This window comes from Pseudomonadota bacterium, from assembly GCA_030860485.1.
Lineage (GTDB): Bacteria > Pseudomonadota > Gammaproteobacteria > JACCXJ01 > JACCXJ01 > JACCXJ01.
In genome coordinates this window covers 1-20366 of record JALZID010000071.1, presented here as the reverse complement: position 1 = coordinate 20366, position 20366 = coordinate 1, and the positions used below count along the sequence as shown (strand labels likewise).

At 65.1% G+C, this 20366-nt stretch carries 15 protein-coding genes and 3 pseudogenes; 6 read left to right on the top strand and 12 right to left on the bottom strand.

Features of this window, described 5'->3' with window-relative positions:
- Positions 1–315: 315 nt before the first annotated feature.
- Positions 316–471 (bottom strand): annotated as a pseudogene (locus tag M3461_04255) (FAD-dependent oxidoreductase).
- Between the two features lie 67 nt (positions 472–538).
- Positions 539–754 (bottom strand): hypothetical protein, encoded by a 216-nt coding sequence (locus M3461_04250; GenBank protein ID MDQ3773627.1) that lies wholly within the window; start codon positions 752–754, stop codon positions 539–541.
- Between the two features lie 985 nt (positions 755–1739).
- Between M3461_04250 and M3461_04245 the strand changes: the two are divergent.
- From M3461_04245 to M3461_04225, 5 genes and pseudogenes are all read left to right on the top strand, one after another.
- Positions 1740–2044: pseudogene (locus M3461_04245) on the top strand (hypothetical protein).
- A gap of 23 nt (positions 2045–2067) precedes the next feature.
- Positions 2068–3355 (top strand): annotated as a pseudogene (locus M3461_04240) (nucleoside:proton symporter).
- Positions 3356–4279: 924 nt separating this feature from the next.
- Positions 4280–6022, top strand: coding sequence for a circadian clock protein KaiC (kaiC, locus tag M3461_04235; protein MDQ3773626.1), 1743 nt, complete (start codon positions 4280–4282; stop codon positions 6020–6022).
- Between the two features lie 24 nt (positions 6023–6046).
- A complete protein-coding gene (locus M3461_04230; GenBank protein ID MDQ3773625.1) occupies positions 6047–6439 on the top strand; it encodes a circadian clock KaiB family protein in 393 nt (130 codons plus the stop codon).
- Positions 6436–8868, top strand: coding sequence for a PAS domain S-box protein (locus M3461_04225; protein MDQ3773624.1), 2433 nt, complete (start codon positions 6436–6438; stop codon positions 8866–8868). Before M3461_04230 ends, M3461_04225 begins: the two co-directional genes overlap by 4 nt.
- 220 nt (positions 8869–9088) lie before the next feature.
- Here M3461_04225 and dnaQ read toward each other — a convergent pair whose 3' ends face one another.
- From dnaQ to M3461_04205, 4 genes are all read right to left on the bottom strand, one after another.
- A complete protein-coding gene (dnaQ, locus tag M3461_04220) occupies positions 9089–9835 on the bottom strand; it encodes a DNA polymerase III subunit epsilon (GenBank protein MDQ3773623.1) in 747 nt (248 codons plus the stop codon).
- 109 nt (positions 9836–9944) lie between these two features.
- Positions 9945–10421 (bottom strand): hypothetical protein, encoded by a 477-nt coding sequence (locus tag M3461_04215; GenBank protein ID MDQ3773622.1) that lies wholly within the window; start codon positions 10419–10421, stop codon positions 9945–9947.
- A gap of 147 nt (positions 10422–10568) precedes the next feature.
- Positions 10569–11033, bottom strand: a complete 465-nt coding sequence (gene dtd, locus M3461_04210; protein MDQ3773621.1) for a D-aminoacyl-tRNA deacylase — start codon at positions 11031–11033, stop codon at positions 10569–10571.
- A 74-nt stretch (positions 11034–11107) separates the two neighbouring features.
- Positions 11108–13345: an iron-containing redox enzyme family protein gene (locus tag M3461_04205; protein MDQ3773620.1), complete on the bottom strand. Its 2238-nt coding sequence runs from the start codon at positions 13343–13345 to the stop codon at positions 11108–11110.
- A 245-nt stretch (positions 13346–13590) separates the two neighbouring features.
- Here M3461_04205 and M3461_04200 point away from each other — a divergent pair, with 245 nt between their 5' ends.
- A complete protein-coding gene (locus M3461_04200; GenBank protein MDQ3773619.1) occupies positions 13591–15279 on the top strand; it encodes a dynamin family protein in 1689 nt (562 codons plus the stop codon).
- A 34-nt stretch (positions 15280–15313) separates the two neighbouring features.
- Here the strand turns inward: M3461_04200 and M3461_04195 are convergent, their stop codons facing one another.
- From M3461_04195 to M3461_04170, 6 genes are all read right to left on the bottom strand, one after another.
- Positions 15314–15550, bottom strand: coding sequence for a hypothetical protein (locus tag M3461_04195; protein MDQ3773618.1), 237 nt, complete (start codon positions 15548–15550; stop codon positions 15314–15316).
- 207 nt (positions 15551–15757) lie between these two features.
- The gene (locus M3461_04190) at positions 15758–17590 is read right to left on the bottom strand and encodes a methanol/ethanol family PQQ-dependent dehydrogenase (protein MDQ3773617.1); all 1833 of its coding nucleotides are present in this window, start codon (positions 17588–17590) and stop codon (positions 15758–15760) included.
- Positions 17591–17850: 260 nt separating this feature from the next.
- Positions 17851–18333 (bottom strand): hypothetical protein, encoded by a 483-nt coding sequence (locus tag M3461_04185; GenBank protein ID MDQ3773616.1) that lies wholly within the window; start codon positions 18331–18333, stop codon positions 17851–17853.
- A gap of 6 nt (positions 18334–18339) precedes the next feature.
- Positions 18340–18990, bottom strand: coding sequence for an adenylyl-sulfate kinase (gene cysC, locus M3461_04180; protein ID MDQ3773615.1), 651 nt, complete (start codon positions 18988–18990; stop codon positions 18340–18342).
- Positions 18991–19119: 129 nt separating this feature from the next.
- A complete protein-coding gene (locus M3461_04175; GenBank protein MDQ3773614.1) occupies positions 19120–19509 on the bottom strand; it encodes a 4a-hydroxytetrahydrobiopterin dehydratase in 390 nt (129 codons plus the stop codon).
- On the bottom strand, positions 19493–20236 hold the full coding sequence (locus tag M3461_04170) for a (5-formylfuran-3-yl)methyl phosphate synthase (protein MDQ3773613.1): 744 nt from the start codon (positions 20234–20236) through the stop codon (positions 19493–19495). The genes M3461_04175 and M3461_04170 overlap by 17 nt, the downstream gene beginning before the upstream one ends.
- Positions 20237–20366: the final 130 nt, after the last annotated feature.

Below are 20366 nucleotides of genomic sequence, written 5' to 3'. Positions count from 1 at the left end.
GGCTAGAACCGCGCTGAATGCCTCGACTATATTATGACAATCCGCGTGGCATGGCATTCAGGGAGCGGTGATACTTCCCCGAACGCGGGCTCGTGAACCTCTTACCCAGCCGGACCTGAATCAAGGTCCGCTGAATGCAACGATAGGCGTTTGAAATCAGCTAGTTACCACGGGGGCCGACCACGGGCACCGCGGCAGCAGCGATAGGGGAGGGAACGGAGACCAAGAACATAATGAAAACAGAAACAGCCATCGGCTCAAACCGGCAGCCGCCCCATGAGACGCGCAAGAATTTTCCAAGGGCGCGGGGTTATAGAAGCTGGCAACGTCGCCGGCGGCATAGATGTCCGGAGCGCCGGTGCGCAGCTCATGGTCGACGAGGATACCGTCGTCCACCTTGAGCCCCGCCGCCTCCGCTGAATGGGTGTTGGGCTCGATGCCGATACCGGCAACCACGCCATCGGCCTTGACCGTTTGGCCGGCGGATGACCGTCAGCACGATGCCCGCTGCCGTTACGGTCTACCCCACGGCATTCTCTCAGCGCTCGGTCTCCTCTTCTGCCTTATCACCCATGTCCTCGGCGGCCTCTCCGGCCTCTTCAGTCGCCTCATCCATCTTTTCGCCGGCACGCTCGGCCGGGCCTTCGGGTTCGACAGCTTCGGCCGCCTTTTCTGCGGCGTCATCGATCCGCTCGCCCGCGCGTTCGGCGTCACCCTCGGGCTCACAGGCACTGAGTCCGAATATGAGCACCATAGCGCCAAGACTTGTTAAAAGTGATTTTAGAGCATTCATCTTCTTCTCCTAATAGTAGTTCTGTTTCGTAGTTCTGTTTCGAATGCGGCCTAGCTCCTCGCCTAACGCTGCCGTCGGGCCTTGAGACGCCGCCTCATTGCCCTTTGCAAGGCCTTTGGCCGGCCCCCGCCCTCCCTCATTTCACCGATAGCGCATTGTCCACGGCTATAACCCCGTCTACGCGCTCGGCGATTTCTTTCGCTCTCTGCTTTTCGTCGACACTATCGATAGATCCGCTCAGCTGTACCCCGCCTATCAAGGTGTCCACGCCAATCGCCAGGGCACTCGTGCCTGGGTCTTGCAACAGCGCCTCTGGCGGGGGTCGGTAGCATCACCGACTGCCTATTGCGTCTCTGCAACCGGCTCGTCCGCGTTTTCGCCCGACTGCGCGGCGTACCCTTGCCTCCCGAGCACTACAGGAATTATGTTGTTCACTTCCCTTCATCTATCCCGCTCCTTCATCTACCCCCGCTGTTGCGGATCGACGACGCCCCTACGCCGCAAGCGGCATTTCTTGTGCCTGGCTAGGCAAAGAACCTTTCTGATGGGTAAAACCCGTAACTTGTGCAGCGCGTCATCAACGGAGTGCGGTAGATTGGGATCTTGAGATGGTAAGAATTGCATAGCTGTTTTGCAATATTTACACAGTCCGGATCGAGCCCACCCTGTCTTTGGGAAGGCAGCCCCGGGTGAAGCGGGCGCGGATTCTCGATGCGCCCACGTCCACCGTGTGCGCCAGCGAATCGAAGGCGGCCCCGATGCGGGCGAGCGGCTCGAAGCGGCGGAGATAACCCCCTGCCCGTCTACAGCGGATTGAGCGGGTAGGCGCCATCCCATTCCGAACCTTCCTGCCGGTCAAGGCCGCTTGACCGTCCGACGAAACATCGTCCGCCCGTTGACAACTCGCGTTGAAATTCCTACGCTTAATAAGCGAACGATGAGCATGCATGCCGGTCAGGTCGCCGCGCGCATCGTGCAGCTCGGCGGGGAACCGACTTTTCACCGGACGGGCTTCTTACCCGCAGCCATTCCGAGTACATCGAGGGTACCTCGCTCATCGGGATGATCCAGTAGGATTCGGTCGTTGAGCGCGTGGCCATCGACAGCTATCGCGAGATGATCGCCTATCTCGGAAACGAGGACTCGACCACTCGCCGGATGCTGGAAGGGATCGCGTTCTCCCGTGTTCACTCCCCTCGTCCGACCCGCGATTCTTCCCATGCCCACGTGACGAACGCGAGCGTCGTATGACGAGGGCCGCGCGCATCCGGAACATGCCGGGCCGCCACGTCAATGACCTGACGAGCCCTGTGCCCCTTTTCCTGCAGAGCGCGCTCGGGATCTCTGTCTTCATCGGCCTGGCCTGGGCGGTGAGCGAAAACCGGCGCGTCTTCCCCTGGCGCATCGTGCTCGCGGGCCTCGCGTTGCAGTTCGCGCTGGCCGCGGCGGCCTTGTTGAAGTTGCCCTGGGTCAGGGCCTGGGTCGCGGGGCTCAACGCGGTGATGCACGCGCTCGAACGGGCCACTGAGGCCGGCACCGCCTTCGTGTTCGGTTACCTCGGCGGTGGCCCCCTGCCGTTCACCGAGGCGGTGCCGGGCGCGAGCTTCGTGATCGCGTTCCGCGCGCTGCCGCTCATCCTGGTGGGTCAGCGCGCTGTCCTCGCTGCTCTTCTACTGGCGCATCCTCCCGTTCATCGTGCGCGGGCTCTCGCGGCTCTTCGAGAAGACCCTGGGGATCGGCGGCGCCGTGGGGCTGTCCGCGGCCGCGGACGTGTTCGTCGGCATGGTGGAGGCGCCGCTCCTGGTGCGGCCTTACCTCGGCACCTTGAGCCGCGGCGAGCTGTTCTCGATCATGAGCTGCGGGATGGCGACCATCGCCGGGACGGTCATGGTCCTGTACGCGAGCATACTCGGCGAAGTGCTCCCCGAGGCCATGGGCCACATCCTGACGGCCTCGCTCATGAACACCCCGGGCGCCCTCCTCATCGCCGCGATCATAGTGCCGATCGAGTGCGCCATCGCCGGCGAGCTCGGCGCCACACAGACGGCGCGCTCCAGCATGGACGCCATTACGAGCGGAACCATCGCGGGCGTTGCGCTCCTGATCAACATCATCGCCCTTCTGATCGTGTTCGTGGCGCTGGTGAGCCTCGCAGACACTATCCTGGGCCTCTTGCCCCACTTCGGCGGCGAGCCCGTCACGTTGCGACACATACTCGGGGTGCTCATGGCCCCCCTGGTGTGGCTCGCCGGGATCCCCTGGGGCGAGGCCCAGGCCGCCGGCGCGCTCATGGGGACCAAGACGGTGCTGAACGAGCTGGTCGCCTACCTCGACCTCGCGCGGCTGCCGAAGGGCGAGTTGAGCGAGCGCAGCGTGGTGATCATGACCTATGCGCTATGTGGTTTCACAAACTTCGGCAGCCTCGGGATCCTGATCGGGGGTCTCGGCACCATGGTTCCGGAGCGACGGGTGGAGATCGTCGCGCTCGGCCCTAAGTCCATCCTGTCCGGGACCCTGGCAACGCTCTTGACGGCTGCCGTCGTCGGCATACTCTGGTCCTGAGCGTTTGTGCAGTACGCTCAAGACCCGCTGGCGGCCATCGCCGCTTGTCTCCGGATCTTCGTGGTGGGATTACTCAGGGGCCTTGGCCCTATAAGGCGCTGCAACCGACGCCGTGGATCGCCTGATCAGGGGTCTTAATGGCAAGAATCCAGAGAAACCGGAAGAAGATTATCGATCGTACTTACTACCTTTCATCCCATGCAGTGGAGGACATGCTTGACGATGAGTTGACACGTGAAGATATCGAAAATGCTATTCTAAAAGGACCGATTGAGAAGAGGTTGTCAGAGGATGTACGGGGCACGAGATATCGCATAGAAGGCCCAGCTAGAGACGGACGGCTAATTCACGTGATAAGTAGGTTTAACGAAGATACCGACGTCATTATATCACAGTATATGCCTTAACTGAGGATCTATGATTTGCGAGTTTTGCGGTGGTGACACCGGCAAGAAGAAGGTCAAACGCCAGCATTGGCTGCGAGCCACCTTTACATCGTTGAGAACGTAGAGGCGGAAGTATGCACTGAGTGCGGTGAGCGCTATTTTCACGCCACTACTCTTGATGCTATTGATCGCTATCTGTCTACGGAGCATCAGGTGAAAGAGCAGCTTAGCGTCGAAGTAGTTAGCATGGTCTAGCTATCTGGCCCAGCTCACCGCGAGCGTTAGCTGGCACGGCACCCGAGCGCCGGCATCCCCTCGCTCTGTGCTCCGCGGACCATATTCAACGGCCGCTGGCTCGTATAGACTATTGCCGAGCTCGCATTCTGCCGGACAGAAACGAGCGATTTGAAAGGACGCCAATTTGAAACGGTAGACTACTGCACGCAGAGCTCGATGGGGCGTTACGGCGTTGGCGGATTTACGGTCGGCCGGGAATCGGCGCGGAGCACACGGTCCGGCGCGCCTCTCGGGAGAAGTCATGAGCAAAGCGGCGATCAACCGCAACTCGAATAGCCGTTCGCTCCCCAAGGCCGCGACCGGCATCCAAGGACTTGACGAGATCACTGGCGGCGGGCTGCCGCGCGGCCGCCCCACCCTCGTTTGCGGTAGCGCCGGCTGCGGCAAGACGCTCCTAGCGATGGAGTTTCTCGTCCACGGCGCGACCGAGCTCGGCGAGCCCGGCGTCTTCCTGGCCTTTGAGGAGACCGCCGAGGAGCTAGCCCAGAACGTCCGCTCCCTCGGCTTCGACCTGGAAGAACTGGCCGATCAGAACAAACTGCTGGTGGATTACGTCCACGTCGAGCGCAGCGAGATCGAGGAGACCGGCGAGTACGACCTCGAAGGTCTCTTCATCCGCCTGGGCCATGCCATCGACTCGATCGGCGCCAAACGCATCGTGCTCGACACCATCGAGACGCTCTTCGGCGGCCTGTCCAACGCCGCCGTCCTGCGCTCCGAATTGCGCCGGCTGTTCCGCTGGCTCAAGGACAAGGGCGTCACGGCGCTCATCACCGGCGAGCGCGGCGACGACGGCACGCTCACCCGCCAGGGCCTGGAGGAGTACGTCTCCGACTGCGTCATCGTGCTGGACCACAGGGTCACCGAGCAGCTCTCGACCCGCCGGCTGCGCATCGTCAAGTACCGCGGCACCACCCACGGCACCAACGAGTACCCCTTCCTGATCGACGGAAACGGCATCTCCGTCCTGCCCGTCACCTCGATGGGCCTGCGGCAAGAGGCGTCCGACGAACGGATCTCCACCGGCGTCCCCCGGCTCGACGACATGCTCGGCGGCGCGGGGGTCTACCGCGGCAGCAGTGTGCTGATCACCGGAACGGCGGGTACCGGCAAGACCAGCCTGCCCGCCCACTTCGCCGACGCCACCTGCCGCCGCGGCGAGCGCTGCCTGTACTTGGCCTTCGAGGAGTCGGAAGGCCAACTGGTCCGTAACATGCGGTCCATCGGCCTGGACCTGGCGCCCTGGCTGAAGCAGGGCATCTTGCGCTTCCACGCCACCCGCCCCACCGCCTACGGGCTGGAAATGCACCTGGCCACACTCCACAGGCTGGCCAACGAGCTCCATCCCCGCGTGGTGATCGTGGACCCGATCACCACGTTCCTCAACGCCGGCACGTCCGTCGAGGCCGAGTCGATGCTGATGCGGGTGATCGACTACCTCAAGGCCCGGCAGATCACCGCCCTGTTCACCAGCCTGGACCCACGGCGGCGACCACTTGGAACAGAGCCAGACTGGCATCTCATCCCTAATTCACACCTGGCTTTTGGTGCGCGACATCGGGCTGGGGGGGAGCGCAACCGTGGCATGTACGTCCTGAAGTCGCGCGGCATGGCCCACTCCAACCAGATCCGCGAGTACCTCCTGACCGACCACGGGGCCGAGCTGAAGGACGTGTACGTCGGGCCGGAAGGCGTGCTCACCGGGTCCATGCGCGTGGCCCAGGAGGCGCGCGAGCAGGCCGCCACCTTGACCCGTAAGCAGGAGATCGAGCGCCGCCAGCGCGACCTGGAGCGCAAGCGCCAGGCCCTGGAGGCCCAGATTGTCGCCCAGCGCGGCCAGTTCAAGGCGGAGCAGGTACGAGCTGAAGCGGCTCATCGCCAAGGAACAGGCCGCCGCCGACCGCGCGGGACAGAACCGAGAGGAGATGGCCCGCAGTCGCAAGGCGGACGAGCCGGCCGAGACCCCTGGCAACCGCTCTCGTAGAACGACCCCTCAGGGAAGACGCAAATGAAGCGTGACCCGAACAAGCCAAAGACCCCGGCGAACCTGGCCGCCACCGCGGAAGCGGACCCGGACGTGTGGGAGCTGCGCCTCTATGTCGCGGGGAAGACGGCGAAGTCCGTCGCCGCCTTCGAGAACCTTACCAGGCTGTGCGAGGAGCACCTGCGCGGCAAGTACAAGATCGAAGTGGTAGACCTGCTGGTCCACCCGCAGCTTGCCAAGGGCGACCAGATCGTCGCCATCCCCACCCTGGTCCGCAAGCTGCCCGCGCCGCTCCGCAAGGTGGTTGGCGATCTGTCCAACGTGGAGCGCACCTTCGTGGGGCTGCAGCTACGCCTCGCCAAGCCTAATGGGGCGTCCGCGGAACCACCAACGAGACTCGAGAAGGCACGGCCTTGACCACCCTGAGCATCGGCCAACTGCTGCGCGAGAACGAGGACTTGCGCCGCCGGCTGGAAGAAGCCGAAGACGCCCTCCGCGCGCTACGGGCCGGAGAGGTTGACGCCGTCCTCGTCGAGGCCGGGCGCGAGCAGGTCTACACCCTCGAGACGACCGACAAGCCCTATCGGCTGCTGGTCGAGCAGGTGCCCCACGGCGCGGCGACGCTCACCATCGACGGCGCGATCATCTACTGTAACCGCCGCTTCGCCGAGCTCCTCAGACGGCCGCTCCACTCCCTGCTCGGCAAGCCGATCGGCGGCTTCGTCGCCCCCGACGGAAGGCCGGTCATCGAAGCCCTGCTGCGCGACGGCCAGGCCGCCGAGGTCCAGGGAGAGGTCGTACTGCGGCAGGCTGACGGCACGCCGGTGCCGGTATACCTCGGCGTCAGCGCTTTGCAGGAAGGCGCCCTCGGCTTGTGCCTGATGGTCACCGACCTGACGGAACAACGGCACTACCAGGCGCTCCAGCGCACCCAGGCGGCGCTGCGTGAGAGCGAGCGTCGCTTCCGCGAGATGATTGATGCGCTCCCTGTGGCAATCTACACCACCGACGCCCAGGGCCGGCTCACGCATTTCAATCTGGCAGCGGTCGAATTTTCCGGCCGCGTGCCGGAGCTGGGCGCCGATTCTTGGTGCGTGACCTGGAAACTGTATCGTCCCGACGGCACGCCGCTGCCGCACGATGAATGCGCTGTGGCCCTCGCCCTCAAGGAAGGCCGCGCCGGCCGGGGCGCGGAAACCATCGCCGAGCGTCCCGACGGCACGCGCGTCTGGTTCATGCCCTACCCGACGCCGCTGCGCGATGCCGAAGGCCGGGTCGTCGGGGCCATTAACATGCTGCTCGACATCACCGAACGTAAGCAGGGGGAGCAAGCTGCTGCGTTGCTGTCTGCCATTGTCGATTCCTCCGAGGACGCGATCATCAGCAAAGACCTCAACGGCATCATCACCAGTTGGAACGAAAGCGCGGAGCGGCTGTTCGGCTACTCGGCTCAGGAAACGATCGGGCAGTCCATCACCATGCTGATTCCCGCGGAGCGGCGCGACGAAGAGCCTGAGATTCTGAATCGCCTCAAGCGGGGCGAGCGCGTGGATCATTTCGATACGATCCGCATCCGCAAAGATCGTTCTCTGGTTCCGATTTCCCTCACGATTTCTCCGGTCAGAGACTGCGGAGGGCGCATCGTTGGCGCATCGACAATTGCCCGCGATATCACCTCGCGCAAGGAGATGGAGGCGGCTCTGAAAGAGGCCGACCGCCGCAAGGACGAGTTCCTGGCCACCCTGGCCCACGAGCTGCGCAACCCGTTGGCGCCGATCCGCAACGCCGTGCAAATCCTCAAGGTCAAAGGCCCGCCCGACCCGGAGCTGCGATGGGGCCGGGAGGTCATCGACCGTCAGGTGCAGGTCATGGCCCGGCTGCTCGAGGACCTGCTTGATGTCTCGCGCATCTCCCGCAAGCGGCTGGAGCTCCGCAAGGAGTGGGTCGAGCTGGTCACGGTGGTGGAGGCCGCCCTGGAAACCAGCCGTCCGATCATTGAGGCCGGCAGTCACGAACTCACCGTTACCTTGCCGCCCGAGCCGATCCACCTAGAGGCCGACCCGCTGCGGCTCGCCCAGGTGCTCGCTAACCTCCTCAACAACGCCGCCAAGTACACCGAGGAAGGCGGCCGCATCCGGCTGAGTGCCGAGCGGCAGGGGAGCGACGTGATCGTCTCCGTCAAGGACAATGGCATCGGCATCAGCGCCGAGATGTTGCCGCGCCTCTTCGATATTTTCGCGCAGTCGCCACGAGCGTCACTGCGGTCGCCGGGGGGGCTCGGCATCGGTTTGTCGCTCGTCAAGGGGCTGGTCGAGCTGCACGGCGGCAACATCGAGGCCCGGAGCGAGGGCGCGGACCGGGGGAGCGAGTTTGTCGTCCGTCTGCCGGTCGCCGTGGCGACGCTACTCCCCGCCGCCGCTCCACCGAAGGAGGACGGCGAGCCAAAGCCCGCCACCAAGTGCCGCATCTTGATCGTGGACGACAACCAGGACAGCGCCGACAGCCTGGCGATGCTCTTGAAGATCAAGGGGTACGAGGTCGGCACGGCCTACGATGGCGAGCAAGCCGTCGAAGCGGCCGAGACGTTGCGCCCCGATGTCGTGCTGCTCGACATCGGCATGCCGAAGCTGAACGGCTACGACGCCTGCTGGCGCATCCGCCAACAGCCGTGGGGCCAGGGGATGTTCCTCATCGCCCTGACCGGCTGGGGCCAGGAGGAAGACCGCCGCCGCACTGAAGAGGCCGGTTTCAATCAGCACATGGTCAAGCCGGTCGACCCCCCCACCCTCATGAAGTTATTGGCTGGTCTGTCCGCGGAGCAGGGAGGCCGGCTAACCAAACGCTGAAAGCCGACCGGGATCGCCATCATGGTTTCGCACGTTTCGTACGGCATCCGGCCTTGCCCACGGCCCCGGCAGCTTAGTTAGCTAGGTCGGTTGTCGATAGGGGACGGGAAGACTCGCGTCTGCCCGCCCTCCGAACCGTACGAGCGGTTTTGCCGTACACGGCGTTCCTTCTATGCCGCTATGCCCAGCCCCGAGTGCCCGCGGCGCGGGCCGCGCGATCTTACCCTGAGGCGCCGCGGGCGTCTTGGGGGGCGTCGGGGGCCGGCCCCGACCGCCTCCACACGCAGCGGCCACCGCTCTCTTTGTCGAGGAGGTCCAGGAGCCGCTGGTGCTCTGCCGATTCCGAAGGACTCGGGATGATGACCCGGAGCGATACGCGCCGCGCGGCGCGCCGTGAGACGCCCGCCCCCGGTGATGGCTGCGACTCGTCTTCGAGGAGGAGGGTCGCCTGCCCCCCGGTCATCGCCAGATAGACATCCGCCAGGATCTCGGCGTCGAGCAGGGCCCCGTGCAGTGCGCGGGCGGCGTTGTCCACCTGATAGCGCTTGCACAGGGCGTCCAGGCTGTTCTTCTGGCCGGGGTGTTTCTCGCGCGCCAGGGCCAGCGTATCCACGACCTTACAATGGTCCCCGAAGCGACCCCACTCGGGACCCGCGAGCATGAGCTCATGGTCGAGGAAGCCCAGGTCGAAGGCCGCATTGTGGATGATGACCTCGGCGCCGCGCACGAATTGAAGGAATTCCGCGGCGATCTCTGCGAAACGCGGGCTCGCTTCGAGGTCCGCCAGGGTGATCCCGTGCACCTGGACGGCCCCTTCGTCGATGTCCCGATCGGGATGCAGGTAGCGGTGGAAGCGCCGATCGCTCACGCGCCGGTTCACGATCTCGACGCAACCGAGCTCGATGATGCGGTGGCCCGCGTGGGGCTCGAGCCCGGTGGTCTCGGCATCGAGCACGACTTGTCGCATGGGATGCGATGCGAGTGGTCGGCGAGATCGAAACGAGGGACGGAAGTCTAAACGGGATGTTGGCGCGACCCGACCCGTGCGGGTGCGGGCCCTTCCCGTGCAGACGGTTTCAGCGCGGGGTCCGCCGCAGCCGCTTGGCGTTGGCCGTGGTCCGGCGGCGTACCGGCGCGAGACCCTTGGCGAGCACGCGCAAGGCGGCGCTCGATACGATGCGCGGCACGGCCCCCGCTGCCGACGCCGATTTCGAAGCGAAGCGGCGACTACCCGCTCGCGCGGTGGGCATCCACGCGGACGGGAACGTCCCACCCGCGCGCAGGACCGACGGCCACAGCGCCAGATTGGCTCGGACGATCTCCGCGGCCATGGCGCTGGCCGATTCACCGAAGGCCTCGAATTTCTCCTGGGTCATGCGCGTGAACTCCCTGCGGTCGGCGCTCGACCGGCTGGGACCCGACTTGGCCATGCGCGCGGTGCGATGGGCCACGACCTCTGGCGCGGCCACGGCGATCTCCCACATCTGCATCCAGGGCTGCCACCAGCCCAGGCCGGTGCCCCCCTTGCGTCGACGCGTTTTCGTGTATCTCATGGTGGATACGGCTGCCGATTGTTTTTTGGATGGGCGGAAATATAGGGCGCCATCCCAATCCTGTCCAGCCCGATCGCTCGCCATGACGGGGCTGTCGAACGCCCTTGCGATGATCTCCGCGGAACGATCGCGATTTCATGGCTCGGGCTACGGATCGGCCGGCGCGCCCCTGGGCCCGGCCCGCAGCCAGAATGTGAGCGGCCCGTCATTGGTGAGCCTGACTTGCATACGGGCCCCGAAACGGCCGAGAGCGACGATCGGATGGCGCGCCCGGGCGCGCTCGCCGAGATAGGCGAACAGCCGTTCGCCCGCACCCGGATCAGCGGCCGGGGTGAGGCTCGGGCGCATGCCCTTCCGCGTATCCGCCGCGAGCGTGAACTGGGGCACCAGCAAGAGCCCGCCGCCGATGTCCTGGAGGCTCCGGTTCATCTTCCCCTCGACATCCGGAAAGACCCGATAGCCGAGCAGGCGTTCCAGCAAGCGTTCGGCTTGGACCTCGGTGTCCCCGCGCTCGATGGCTACCAGCACGAGCAGCCCGATTCCGATCTCGGCGATGGTCGCGTCCCCGGCCTGGACGCGCCCCTCGGTTACGCGCTGTAAGAGCCCTATCACCGGCTCGCTCCGACCATCCGTCGGATGGCTAGCCCACCGTCCTCATCATGGCCAGCGCGCTTGCCATCGCGCGCTCAGGCCCGCACGGCGCCCCGCCATCCGAGCAGAGCCTTCTTCAGGCGAGCCAGGCCAAACCGCGGTACGGCCCTCATCAACAACACGGCAAAGGCCCGGCGCGGGACGATTCGAAGCGAGGCATAGCCCAGGGACACCCGGCGCCAGTGCCGGTCGAGCTCTTCATGCCCGAAATCGGAACCCACCCCGTCCAGATAGATCATGACGGCCTCTCGGGCGAGGGCCGCGTGCCCGCTCGCCAGGTTGTCGCTCGCCAGATGCACGGTCACGATGGCGGGGTCGAGGCCCAGATAGCGCATCTCGTCCACCACGCTCATATAGAAGGCCCCGAGCCCACTCAGCTCAATGGCGAGATTGAGGCCCAGGATCTCCGGTAGGAAGGTACGGGGGAACCGGGAGATGGCGAGGAGGTAGGCGGGCAAATCGAAGACCGCGGCCGAAAACCCCGGCCAGGCGATGAACGCCGCGGACGTCAGCTCCGGTAGCCGGATCCCCTCGCCTTCCAGGAGGCGGCGAAAGATATTCGCGTGGTTTTGATCGGGATCGCCGCCGCCGATCTCGTCCGTATAGATCGCGAGGAGGCGAGCGGCCACGGGCGCGTGGCGGCCATCGAGCCAGGCGGCCTTCTGCAGCCAGCAGCCGTCCACGAGCACCAGCGGCGCGAGCCGGGTCAGAAGCCATCGGTATTCCTCGCGGTCGAGGCGCGGCGGCGGGACGAACGGCCGGTAGGCGGCGACCGCGCGATGGTGAATCGCATCGATGCGCGCTTCCAAGGCACCCGGGCTGTACGGGAAGAACCAGAGGTCCTCGCCGCGCGTGGGGCCGCGCAAGGCCGTGGCGGTATTTCTCAGGAAACGCTGGATCAGCGACCGTGCGGCCGGCAATTCCTCGGGGTACTGCTCCGGATTGAGCAGTCGATGGAAGAGAACCCTGGCGTCTTTGCTTTCGGTGCCCTTCCCGGCAAACATTTTGATTTTATTGGCAACCCGCGTGTCGTGGAAGCCGCCCGACGGCTCCGCGGCTACCGACACCGGCCGTTCGCGGATCGAGGACTTCGACTCGCCCAATCCCCCTATCCACTCCACCAGGGTAGCGATCTCGTCGTCGCGAAAGACCCGGTACATGGCGCCACCGGGCGAAAGCGATGCGAGAAAACGGCTCTGCAGAGGCGCCGCCGGGTCTACGAGGTCGGACGCGGCAAGGGCATCCAGGAGCCCTCCGAGGTCCGCTCCCGGCGCCAGCCAGTCCTCGATCCGCCGGTCGCCCAGGGTCTTATCACGGTGCTGGCCGAGGGCGTAAGGCCGCTTGGCTTTCAAGATCGCCAGGACAGCGGCATGACGGTCCGAACGCCGGCGCGCTTCCCATGCCTCGACGGCGGATCGACAAAGCCCGCGCTCGGCCAGGAATTGGGCCAGGAGCCCGTTCCGGATGCGATGCCACGCATGCCCAACCCCCTGCCGACCCAGAGCCTCCCGGGCGGTCTCGAGGTGGTCTTCGACCATCGTCGAGATCGGGTCCAAGCCGGCGTCGTGGGGACCTAGAAGCGGCCCGAGGGATGTGTCGCCCCGGATCGCCGACGGGCACCTCCCGGCCATCAACGCCCGGAAGGGCAAGAGCCCAAGGGCCTGGCCCAGGAGCATTCCGATGAGCTCGGGAAACAGGCCCTGCGGAGATCGTGCGATGCAGAGCGAGAGAACCGCCGGCAGGAAGGCCGCATCGAGCAGAGAGCCATCGCGTATAAAGGCCTCATCCATGATCTCCGGCAACCCGATCCCCTGCCCGGCCAGCAACCTGCGATAGCCCTCCCGTACCCGCCGGGCACCGCCACCGGCATGGTAGCGAAACAACAGGGCGAAGGGCCGCCGATGGACGGTGGCAGTCCCGGCCAGAGGGGCGACCCAGGACCCGTAGGTCAGGGCGACCGGCGCATACTGTCTGATCAGATACCGGAACCCCGGTGCGTCGATAGACCCCACCTCCGTCCGCTCGCGCAGCGGATCGAAATAGCCGAAGAAAGGACCGGTGAGCGCCGGAGGGGACTCGAAGAGCGCCTCGGTCTGTGCGAATCGCGCCGCCTGTTCCAGGCGATCGCGAGCGAGGTGGCTCGCGAGCCCGAGGATCGCGCCATCCTCCTCGCCCTGGAGGAGCTCGTGAAAGGACAGCCGCCATTCGCTCTGCATCAAGACAGGCACCTGGCCACCCCGATCGCCCGTGCCGGGGGCGCCCGGGCCACGCACGGCGGGTTTCCGGACGGAGACCCGCCCGCTCGGGGGACCTGCCATCGACGGGGAGGGCATGATATGATTCAAAAACTCCTGACCAACGAGGCCCACCGCAACATCTGACGGTCGACGCCGCGGCTGGCACGGCCGGCCGCAATCTTCAATCTACTTGGGAACGACCCTATGCCGTCGGTCCCGCTCCGCCCGGTACAACGCCGCCGGTCGCGGCTCGACGGACCTATCCTATCGGAAGCAGACAAATGGCTGGTAGTGTCCAAAGCGGCCTGGCGCAGCGGCTGCTGCGCTTGGAGAACCACCTAGCACACGAGAACCCGGTCTTGCTCGACGTAGTGCGGAGCTTCCGGAGGCTGGACCGCGTCGGCTATCGCCTCGGTGTGCTCGACCCGGACGAGTCCTACGCCACGCGTGTCCCGTGGTGGCCCCTGATCGCGGTGCTCGGCACCTTCTCCTCCGGAAAGTCCACCTTTATCAACGACGTTCTCAAGTACAAGCTACAGCTCACCGGAAATCAGGCGGTCGATGACAAGTTCACCGTCATCTGCTACAGCACCGACGCCATTCACCGGTCGTTGCCGGGAATCGCGCTAGATGCCGATCCGCGGTTTCCGTTTTACAATATCAGCCGCGACATCGAATCGGTGGCCAGCGGCGAGGGCCGTCGGGTCGATGCCTACCTGCAGCTCAAGACCTGCCCGAGCGTGGCCCTGCGAGGCAAGATCCTCATCGACTCGCCGGGTTTCGATGCCGATCTGCAGCGCACCTCGACCCTTCGGATCACCGATCACATCATCGATCTCTCGGATCTCGTGCTGGTGTTCTTCGACGCCCGCCACCCCGAGCCGGGGGCGATGAAAGACACCTTGCAGCACCTCGTCGCGGACACGGTCAAGCGCCCCGATTCGAGCAAGTTCCTGTTCATCCTGAATCAAATCGACGTGACCGCCCGCGAGGACAACCCCGAAGAGGTGTTCGCGGCCTGGCAGCGCGCCCTGGCGAGCGCCGGGCTCACCGCGGGGCGCTTCTATCGGATCTACAACCTGGAGGCGGCCAATCCGATCGATGACCCGAACCTCCGCCGCCGTTTCGAGGCCAAGCGCGCGGTCGATATGGCCGAGGTCCTGGAACGCATGCAGCAGATCGAGGTCGATCGGGCCTACCGGATCATCGGCGTCCTGGAAACGAGCGCCAAGGCCATCGAAAGCGAATTGGTGCCCCGCCTGCGCGCCGCGCGGCAGCGATGGAAACGCCGCGTCCTCTGGATCGATGGGCTCATCTACGGCTCGATCGTCGGCGCATCGGTCTTCGCGGTCATGGCGGCGGGGGGATGGCAAGGCCTCGCTGCGGCCCTGCCCTGGCCGGCTCCCGTCCTCTGGGCGCTGGTGGGCGTGGGCGTCCTGCTGCTCCTGTATCCGCATGTCGTCGTACGGCGTCTGGCCGCCCGCTCCGTCCTGCGCACGCTCACGCGGGAAGCCGTCGCCCCCGAGTTGCGCGAGGCACTGGTCAAGGGGTTTCGCAAGAACACACGCTTGAGGCATGGCCTCCTGCGCAGCGCGCCCATCGGCTGGGGGCGGCGCACCAAGGGCTACATTGCCCGTGTCCAGGCCGACGCGGACCGCTATGTCCAGTCCTTGAACGATCGCTTCGCGAGCCCTTCCGGCCCGAACGAGGGAGCACAGGCAGACGCGGGCGAGATGTCCGTCAACCAGGAGGAAGGGCAACCGGGACACGAAGCGCTGTTTGCGCCGAGTGCACTCGAACTCTCGGCGATCCCGCGGGTCATCGGCGGCGAGGGATCGGCCGAAAAAAATCAATTAAACTTTTCAGGGGAGCGCCGGCCCGCAGAAACGCAGAGCGCCGCCGTCGAGCACCTGCCGCGGCGCCGCGCCATTCATTTCGAGGAACCGCCCCCCGCCAGGACGCGCGAGTAGCGCGCGCGGCGCTCGCCAAGCGCTCCGGTCGTCTTTACTCGTTCTTGGCGGCGGTGATCTCGCCGAGTTGCCGTTCGAGCTCGGACTTGAGCTTGGCAAGCTCGTCTTCATTTTTATAGCCACTGGTGGCCTTTTGCTGCTTGGCGATCATGGCATCGACTTGATTTATCGCGTTTCGGATCTCTTCCTCCGATTGCCCGCCCCCGCCGCAGCCACCCAAGAGGCCGAGCACAGCCGCCAATGCCACCCCACTCTTGTCTATGTTCGGCATGTTGTTGATCCTGTCCACCACTTAACCGCTGCAATCGGGCCGCGCGTGAGCCCTAGGATCACACGCCGCTCACCAAAGGCCCCGACCCGTAGCGTTGCACCGGGCGGGTCCCGTTCACCTTCCCTTGGCAGACGACCAAAGCCCGGCACCGTTCAGACCGGTGCCGGGCCCTGTCGTTTTTTCCGCAATGACGCGCTCAGGTGCCGCCTACGGCAGGCTGAACGCGCTCAGCACACCGCCCAGGCGGGTATACGAGCTCAGGCCCTTGTAAGCCCCCACGGCACCCAGCCCCTCGGTGTCCTCGATGAGACCGGCCGCCATCCCGATGCCGGCCCAGCCGCCCACCCCGGACAAGACACCGACATACTGCTTGTCCTTGTGCATCCAGGTATTGAGGTTGCCGATGATCCCGGACGGGGTCTTGAACTTCCACAGGAGCTTGCCGGACTTGGCATCGATACACTTGATGTAGCCGTCGAGGGTCCCGTAGAACACCACATCACCGGCGGTCGCCACCGCCCCGCTCCATACCGAGAACCGCTCCGGCACCGACCACTTGATCTTGCCCTCACCCGCATCCCAGGCGACGAAATTACCCAGGTTGCTGGTGCCGTCGCCCGTGACCTTGCCCGCCGCATACATGTTCAGCACCGCGTTCACATACGGCTGGCCCGCGGTGTACTCACCGCCGCTCACCGGCTCGTAGTCCATGCACAAGTGGTTGGTGGGGATGTAGAACAAACCGGTGCGCGGGGAATAGGCGGCCGGTTGCTGGTCCTTGGTGCCGAGCGCCGCGGGACAGACGTTCTTGGTGTTGACGTCCTCGCCGCCCTTGTGGGTGCTGTACTTTGCCACCGTCTGGGGACGGCCGGTCTTCATGTCCACGTGCGTGGCCCAGTTGACCGACGGATCGAACTTCTCGGCGACCAGGAGCTCGCCCGTCTCGCGGTTCATGGTGTAACCGAAGCCGTTGCGGTCGAAGTGTACGAGGGCCTTGACGTCTTTGCCCTTGACCTCGATGTCGGCCAGGATCATCTCGTTGACGCCGTCGTAGTCCCACTCGTCGTGGGGCGTCATCTGATAGACCCACTTGGCCATCCCGGTGTCGACATCACGCGCAAAGATGGCCATCGACCACTTGTTGTCGCCGGGACGCACGACCGGGTTCCAGGTGCTCGGGTTCCCCGACCCGTAGTACACGAGGTTCAGATCGGGATCATAGGAAAACCAACCCCAGGTCGTACCGCCGCCGATCTTCCATTGCTCGCCCTGCCAGGTCTTGAGGCTCGAGTCCTTGCCGACCGGCTTGCCGAGCTCGGTGGTCTTTTGCGGGTCGATCAGCATCTCGGCGTCGGGACCGACGCTGTAGGCCTTCCACGCGAGCTTGCCGTCCTTGATGTTATAGGCGGCTAGGAAACCGCGCACCCCGAACTCGCCGCCGCTGATGCCCGTGAACACCTTGTCCTTGATGACGTGCGGGGCATTGGTGTTGGTCTCGCCCTTCTTGGGGTTTCCGTTCTTGACCGACCAGACCTTCTTGCCGGTCTTGGCGTCTAGCGCCACCAGCTCCGTGTCGGCCTGTTGGAGGAAGATCTTCCCATCGCCGAACGCCACCCCACGATTCACCGTATCACAGCACATGACCGGCACGGTCTCGTCCTGGTTCTGGATCGGAACGTACTCCCAGACCACCTCCAGGGTGTCCAGGTTGATGGCGAAGGTATTGTTGGGAAAGGGCGCGTTGACGTACAGGGTGTCGTGCTCGAGCCCCGTGGCGCTGCCAGGCAGCACCAGGGGACCGCCCTCATGGCCTCTCAGGACACCGGTCGAAAACGTCCAGGCGGCCTGCAGCTTGGGGGCGTTTCCGGCGTTGATCTGGTCGAGCTTCGAATACCGGGTATTGGCGAAATCGCCGTTCGGCATGACCCAGTATTCATCGTCTTCCTGGAGCTCCAGCAGCCCTTCGTTGGCCAGGGCCGACGCCGGTATCGCGGCCGCCACCACCGCCAACGCCAAGGGTTTCAGTAGGGTTCTTCTCATGACCTCCTCCTCGCGATAGGTTTAGCCTCGATCTCTCAATCGTTCTGACCCCGCACCCCGAGATCGCGAAGATGCCGGGAGGTAGAAACAGTGTGGCAGGCCGACCCGGGGCGCCGCGCCCGGTACTGCAGGGTCGCGACCGCCCCGTGTGCACCCCGATGAGACTGCGCCGACCGGCAGGGCTGTCTTTGCGGAAAATTAGCACGGATCTCAACCGCTCGGCAAGAGAGCGGCCGATGCCGGCACGGCGGAACCCTGTTCTACTTGACTACAGGGGGTGGGACTGCCGGCGGTGGGGCAACCGGGGAGCGCTTTGATCGTCGCGCCACGCCCACGAAGCAGGATCGCGCCGCGCGCTCTTCGGCCTCCTCCAGACGCTGGACCAGCTTCCGGCCGTGCGCGGACTCGCGAAACAGTCCTCCCCGCTCCCCGGGCATCGATTTGAAGCTCTTGAAGGTCGTCGCTTCCACGAAGTCGTCATAGGACAGCGCCGCCGCGACGACATCGATGGCGCAAGAACACGCATAGAGGTTGTCGAGTGTCTGGCCACCATGCCCTCGCATGCAGGTCAGCACCTGGTCGACGCGATCGAGGGTCGGAAAGTCGTTGGCCTCGACGCCTATGCCCGGGGCCATGAGCCAGACCGCGAGCACGACCCGCGCCACACCCGCCTTCAGCAGGCGCAACAAAAAACGGGAGCGCCGCCATCGCCACCGGGCGGCCTGGTTGCGGATCTCGCCCAAGCCCCTTCAGCCGCAGACGGACTTGACCGGAGCCGAGACGGCAGCCTTGGCGACGAGATAATCGACGATCTTCCTGACAGACGTGTCGAGAGACTCGACACCGGTATCGACGACGATCTCCGCCGCCTCTGGCTCCTCGTAGGGCGCCGATATCCCGGTAAACTCTTTGATCTCCCCGGCCCGCGCGCGGCGGTAGAGGCCCTTGACGTCGCGCGATTCGCAGACCTCGACCGGGCAGCGGCAGTAGATCTCGATGAAATCCCCTGCCACGACCAGGTTGCGCGCCCGGTCGCGGTCCGCCCGGTAGGGGGAGATGAAGGCCGTGAGACCGATCACCCCCGCGTCCATGAAGAGCTTGACGACCTCTCCGATGCGGCGGATGTTTTCCACCCGGTCCTCCGGGGAGAACCCGAGGTCGCCGCACAGCCCATGGCGGAGGTTGTCGCCATCGCATACATAGGTGTTGCAGCCCATGGCGAAGAGCCGCTCTTCGACGGCATGGGCGAGGGTCGATTTCCCCGACCCCGACAGCCCGGTGAACCAGAGGATCGCCCCCCGGTGCCCGTTGCGCTCCTCGCGGACCAGACGGGTGATGGTGGCATCGTGCCACACGGTGTTGGTGCTCTTGAGCGCTGTGACCTGGGTTGCATCGTTCATGGATGGATCGTTCCTTTCGTGGAGGATTGACATGCGAAGACTCGGGGCCGCGAACCCCTGCGGGCGGCCCCGGGCGACGACCCAGCAGAACTCAGACCACAACGCCCAAGACCCCGCCTCGGATCGGCCTCACGAATCGTACTTGATGTACTTGAAGCGCGGGTCGTCCGGGGTGCCTTCGAGCGCGCTCTCGGCTTCTTTGGCCGGCTGCCATTGGATCACCTCCTCGATCTTCCTGGCAAGCTGGAAGTCCTTGTTGGTAACCCCCTTGGCCGCGTGGTTCACGAGCTTCACGATAACGAAGGCATAGGACACCGTGAGGTCCGGGTGATGGAACGCGGCCTCCGCGAGATGGCCGACGGCGTTGACCACCATCAGGGTGCCCTTCCAACCCGAGGTCTTGTATTTGCGCCGGATCCAGCCGTCCTCGTAGTACCAGTGCGGCAGCTCTTCCGCGAGCCGCTGCTTGATCTCGTCCTCGCCATAGGTCTCCTCGTGTTTTCTAACCCGCCAGCTCATGGTAGGCCTCCACAACGTTGTTACGCCCGGCTGTCATTGTAGACCTATGCACCGGGATCCGGGTACGGATGTCGAGCACGGCGCCCGTATCGATCGCGCCTTCCCGCCCGCGGTCTCCGCACAGTGCGCCGCGAAACCCGAGATAGTCGGGCGTGAGCGCCAAGAGCGGACCGATGTCGGCCGCGCCGAGCGATCCGGCCAGCCCCGTTAGGAGCCCGAGCCCCCGCGCGACCTCCACGAAACGGCCAAGCGCCCCGTCGCGCCGACAAGCGCGCAATCCCCGACCGGCCTTGTCGCAGGTATCCAGCATGACGCCATGGAGCCCTTGCCGGGCGATCTCGGCGAGATCGCGGGTGAGGTCCGCCTCCCGATCGGCGAACAACACGACGACTATCGTCGTCCCGGCGCGGGCCTCCTCACCGAGGGCGCGCAACACCTCTCTACGCCGCGCCGGGCCGAAAAGCCCGACTTTCACGATATCCACGCCCGCCGCTCGGACGACTCGCACCGCATCCCGGACGATCGCCGGGTCCGGGGGCAGATCGCCCGTCGCGGCACTCACGGTCCTCCGGCCCGCCACGAACCCGACCGTCTCACGGAGGATCGCGACGGACAACGCCCCCAAGACCCCTTGGGTGGGGGCTTTGAGGTCCACGACATCGGCCCCTGCGTCCAGGACCACCCGGGCCTCGTGCACCGAGGCGACGCTCGCGAGGAACCCCGTCATGATTTATAGGTGAAGTACCAGCGTTAATTGAACACCCAAGTTCCAGCGTTAGTTGAACACTCGGAGTGTGGATTGGGTTAGTGCATCATTCTTTCTGTAATTTTGTTGGTGAGCCTGTGGAGCTTGTGGG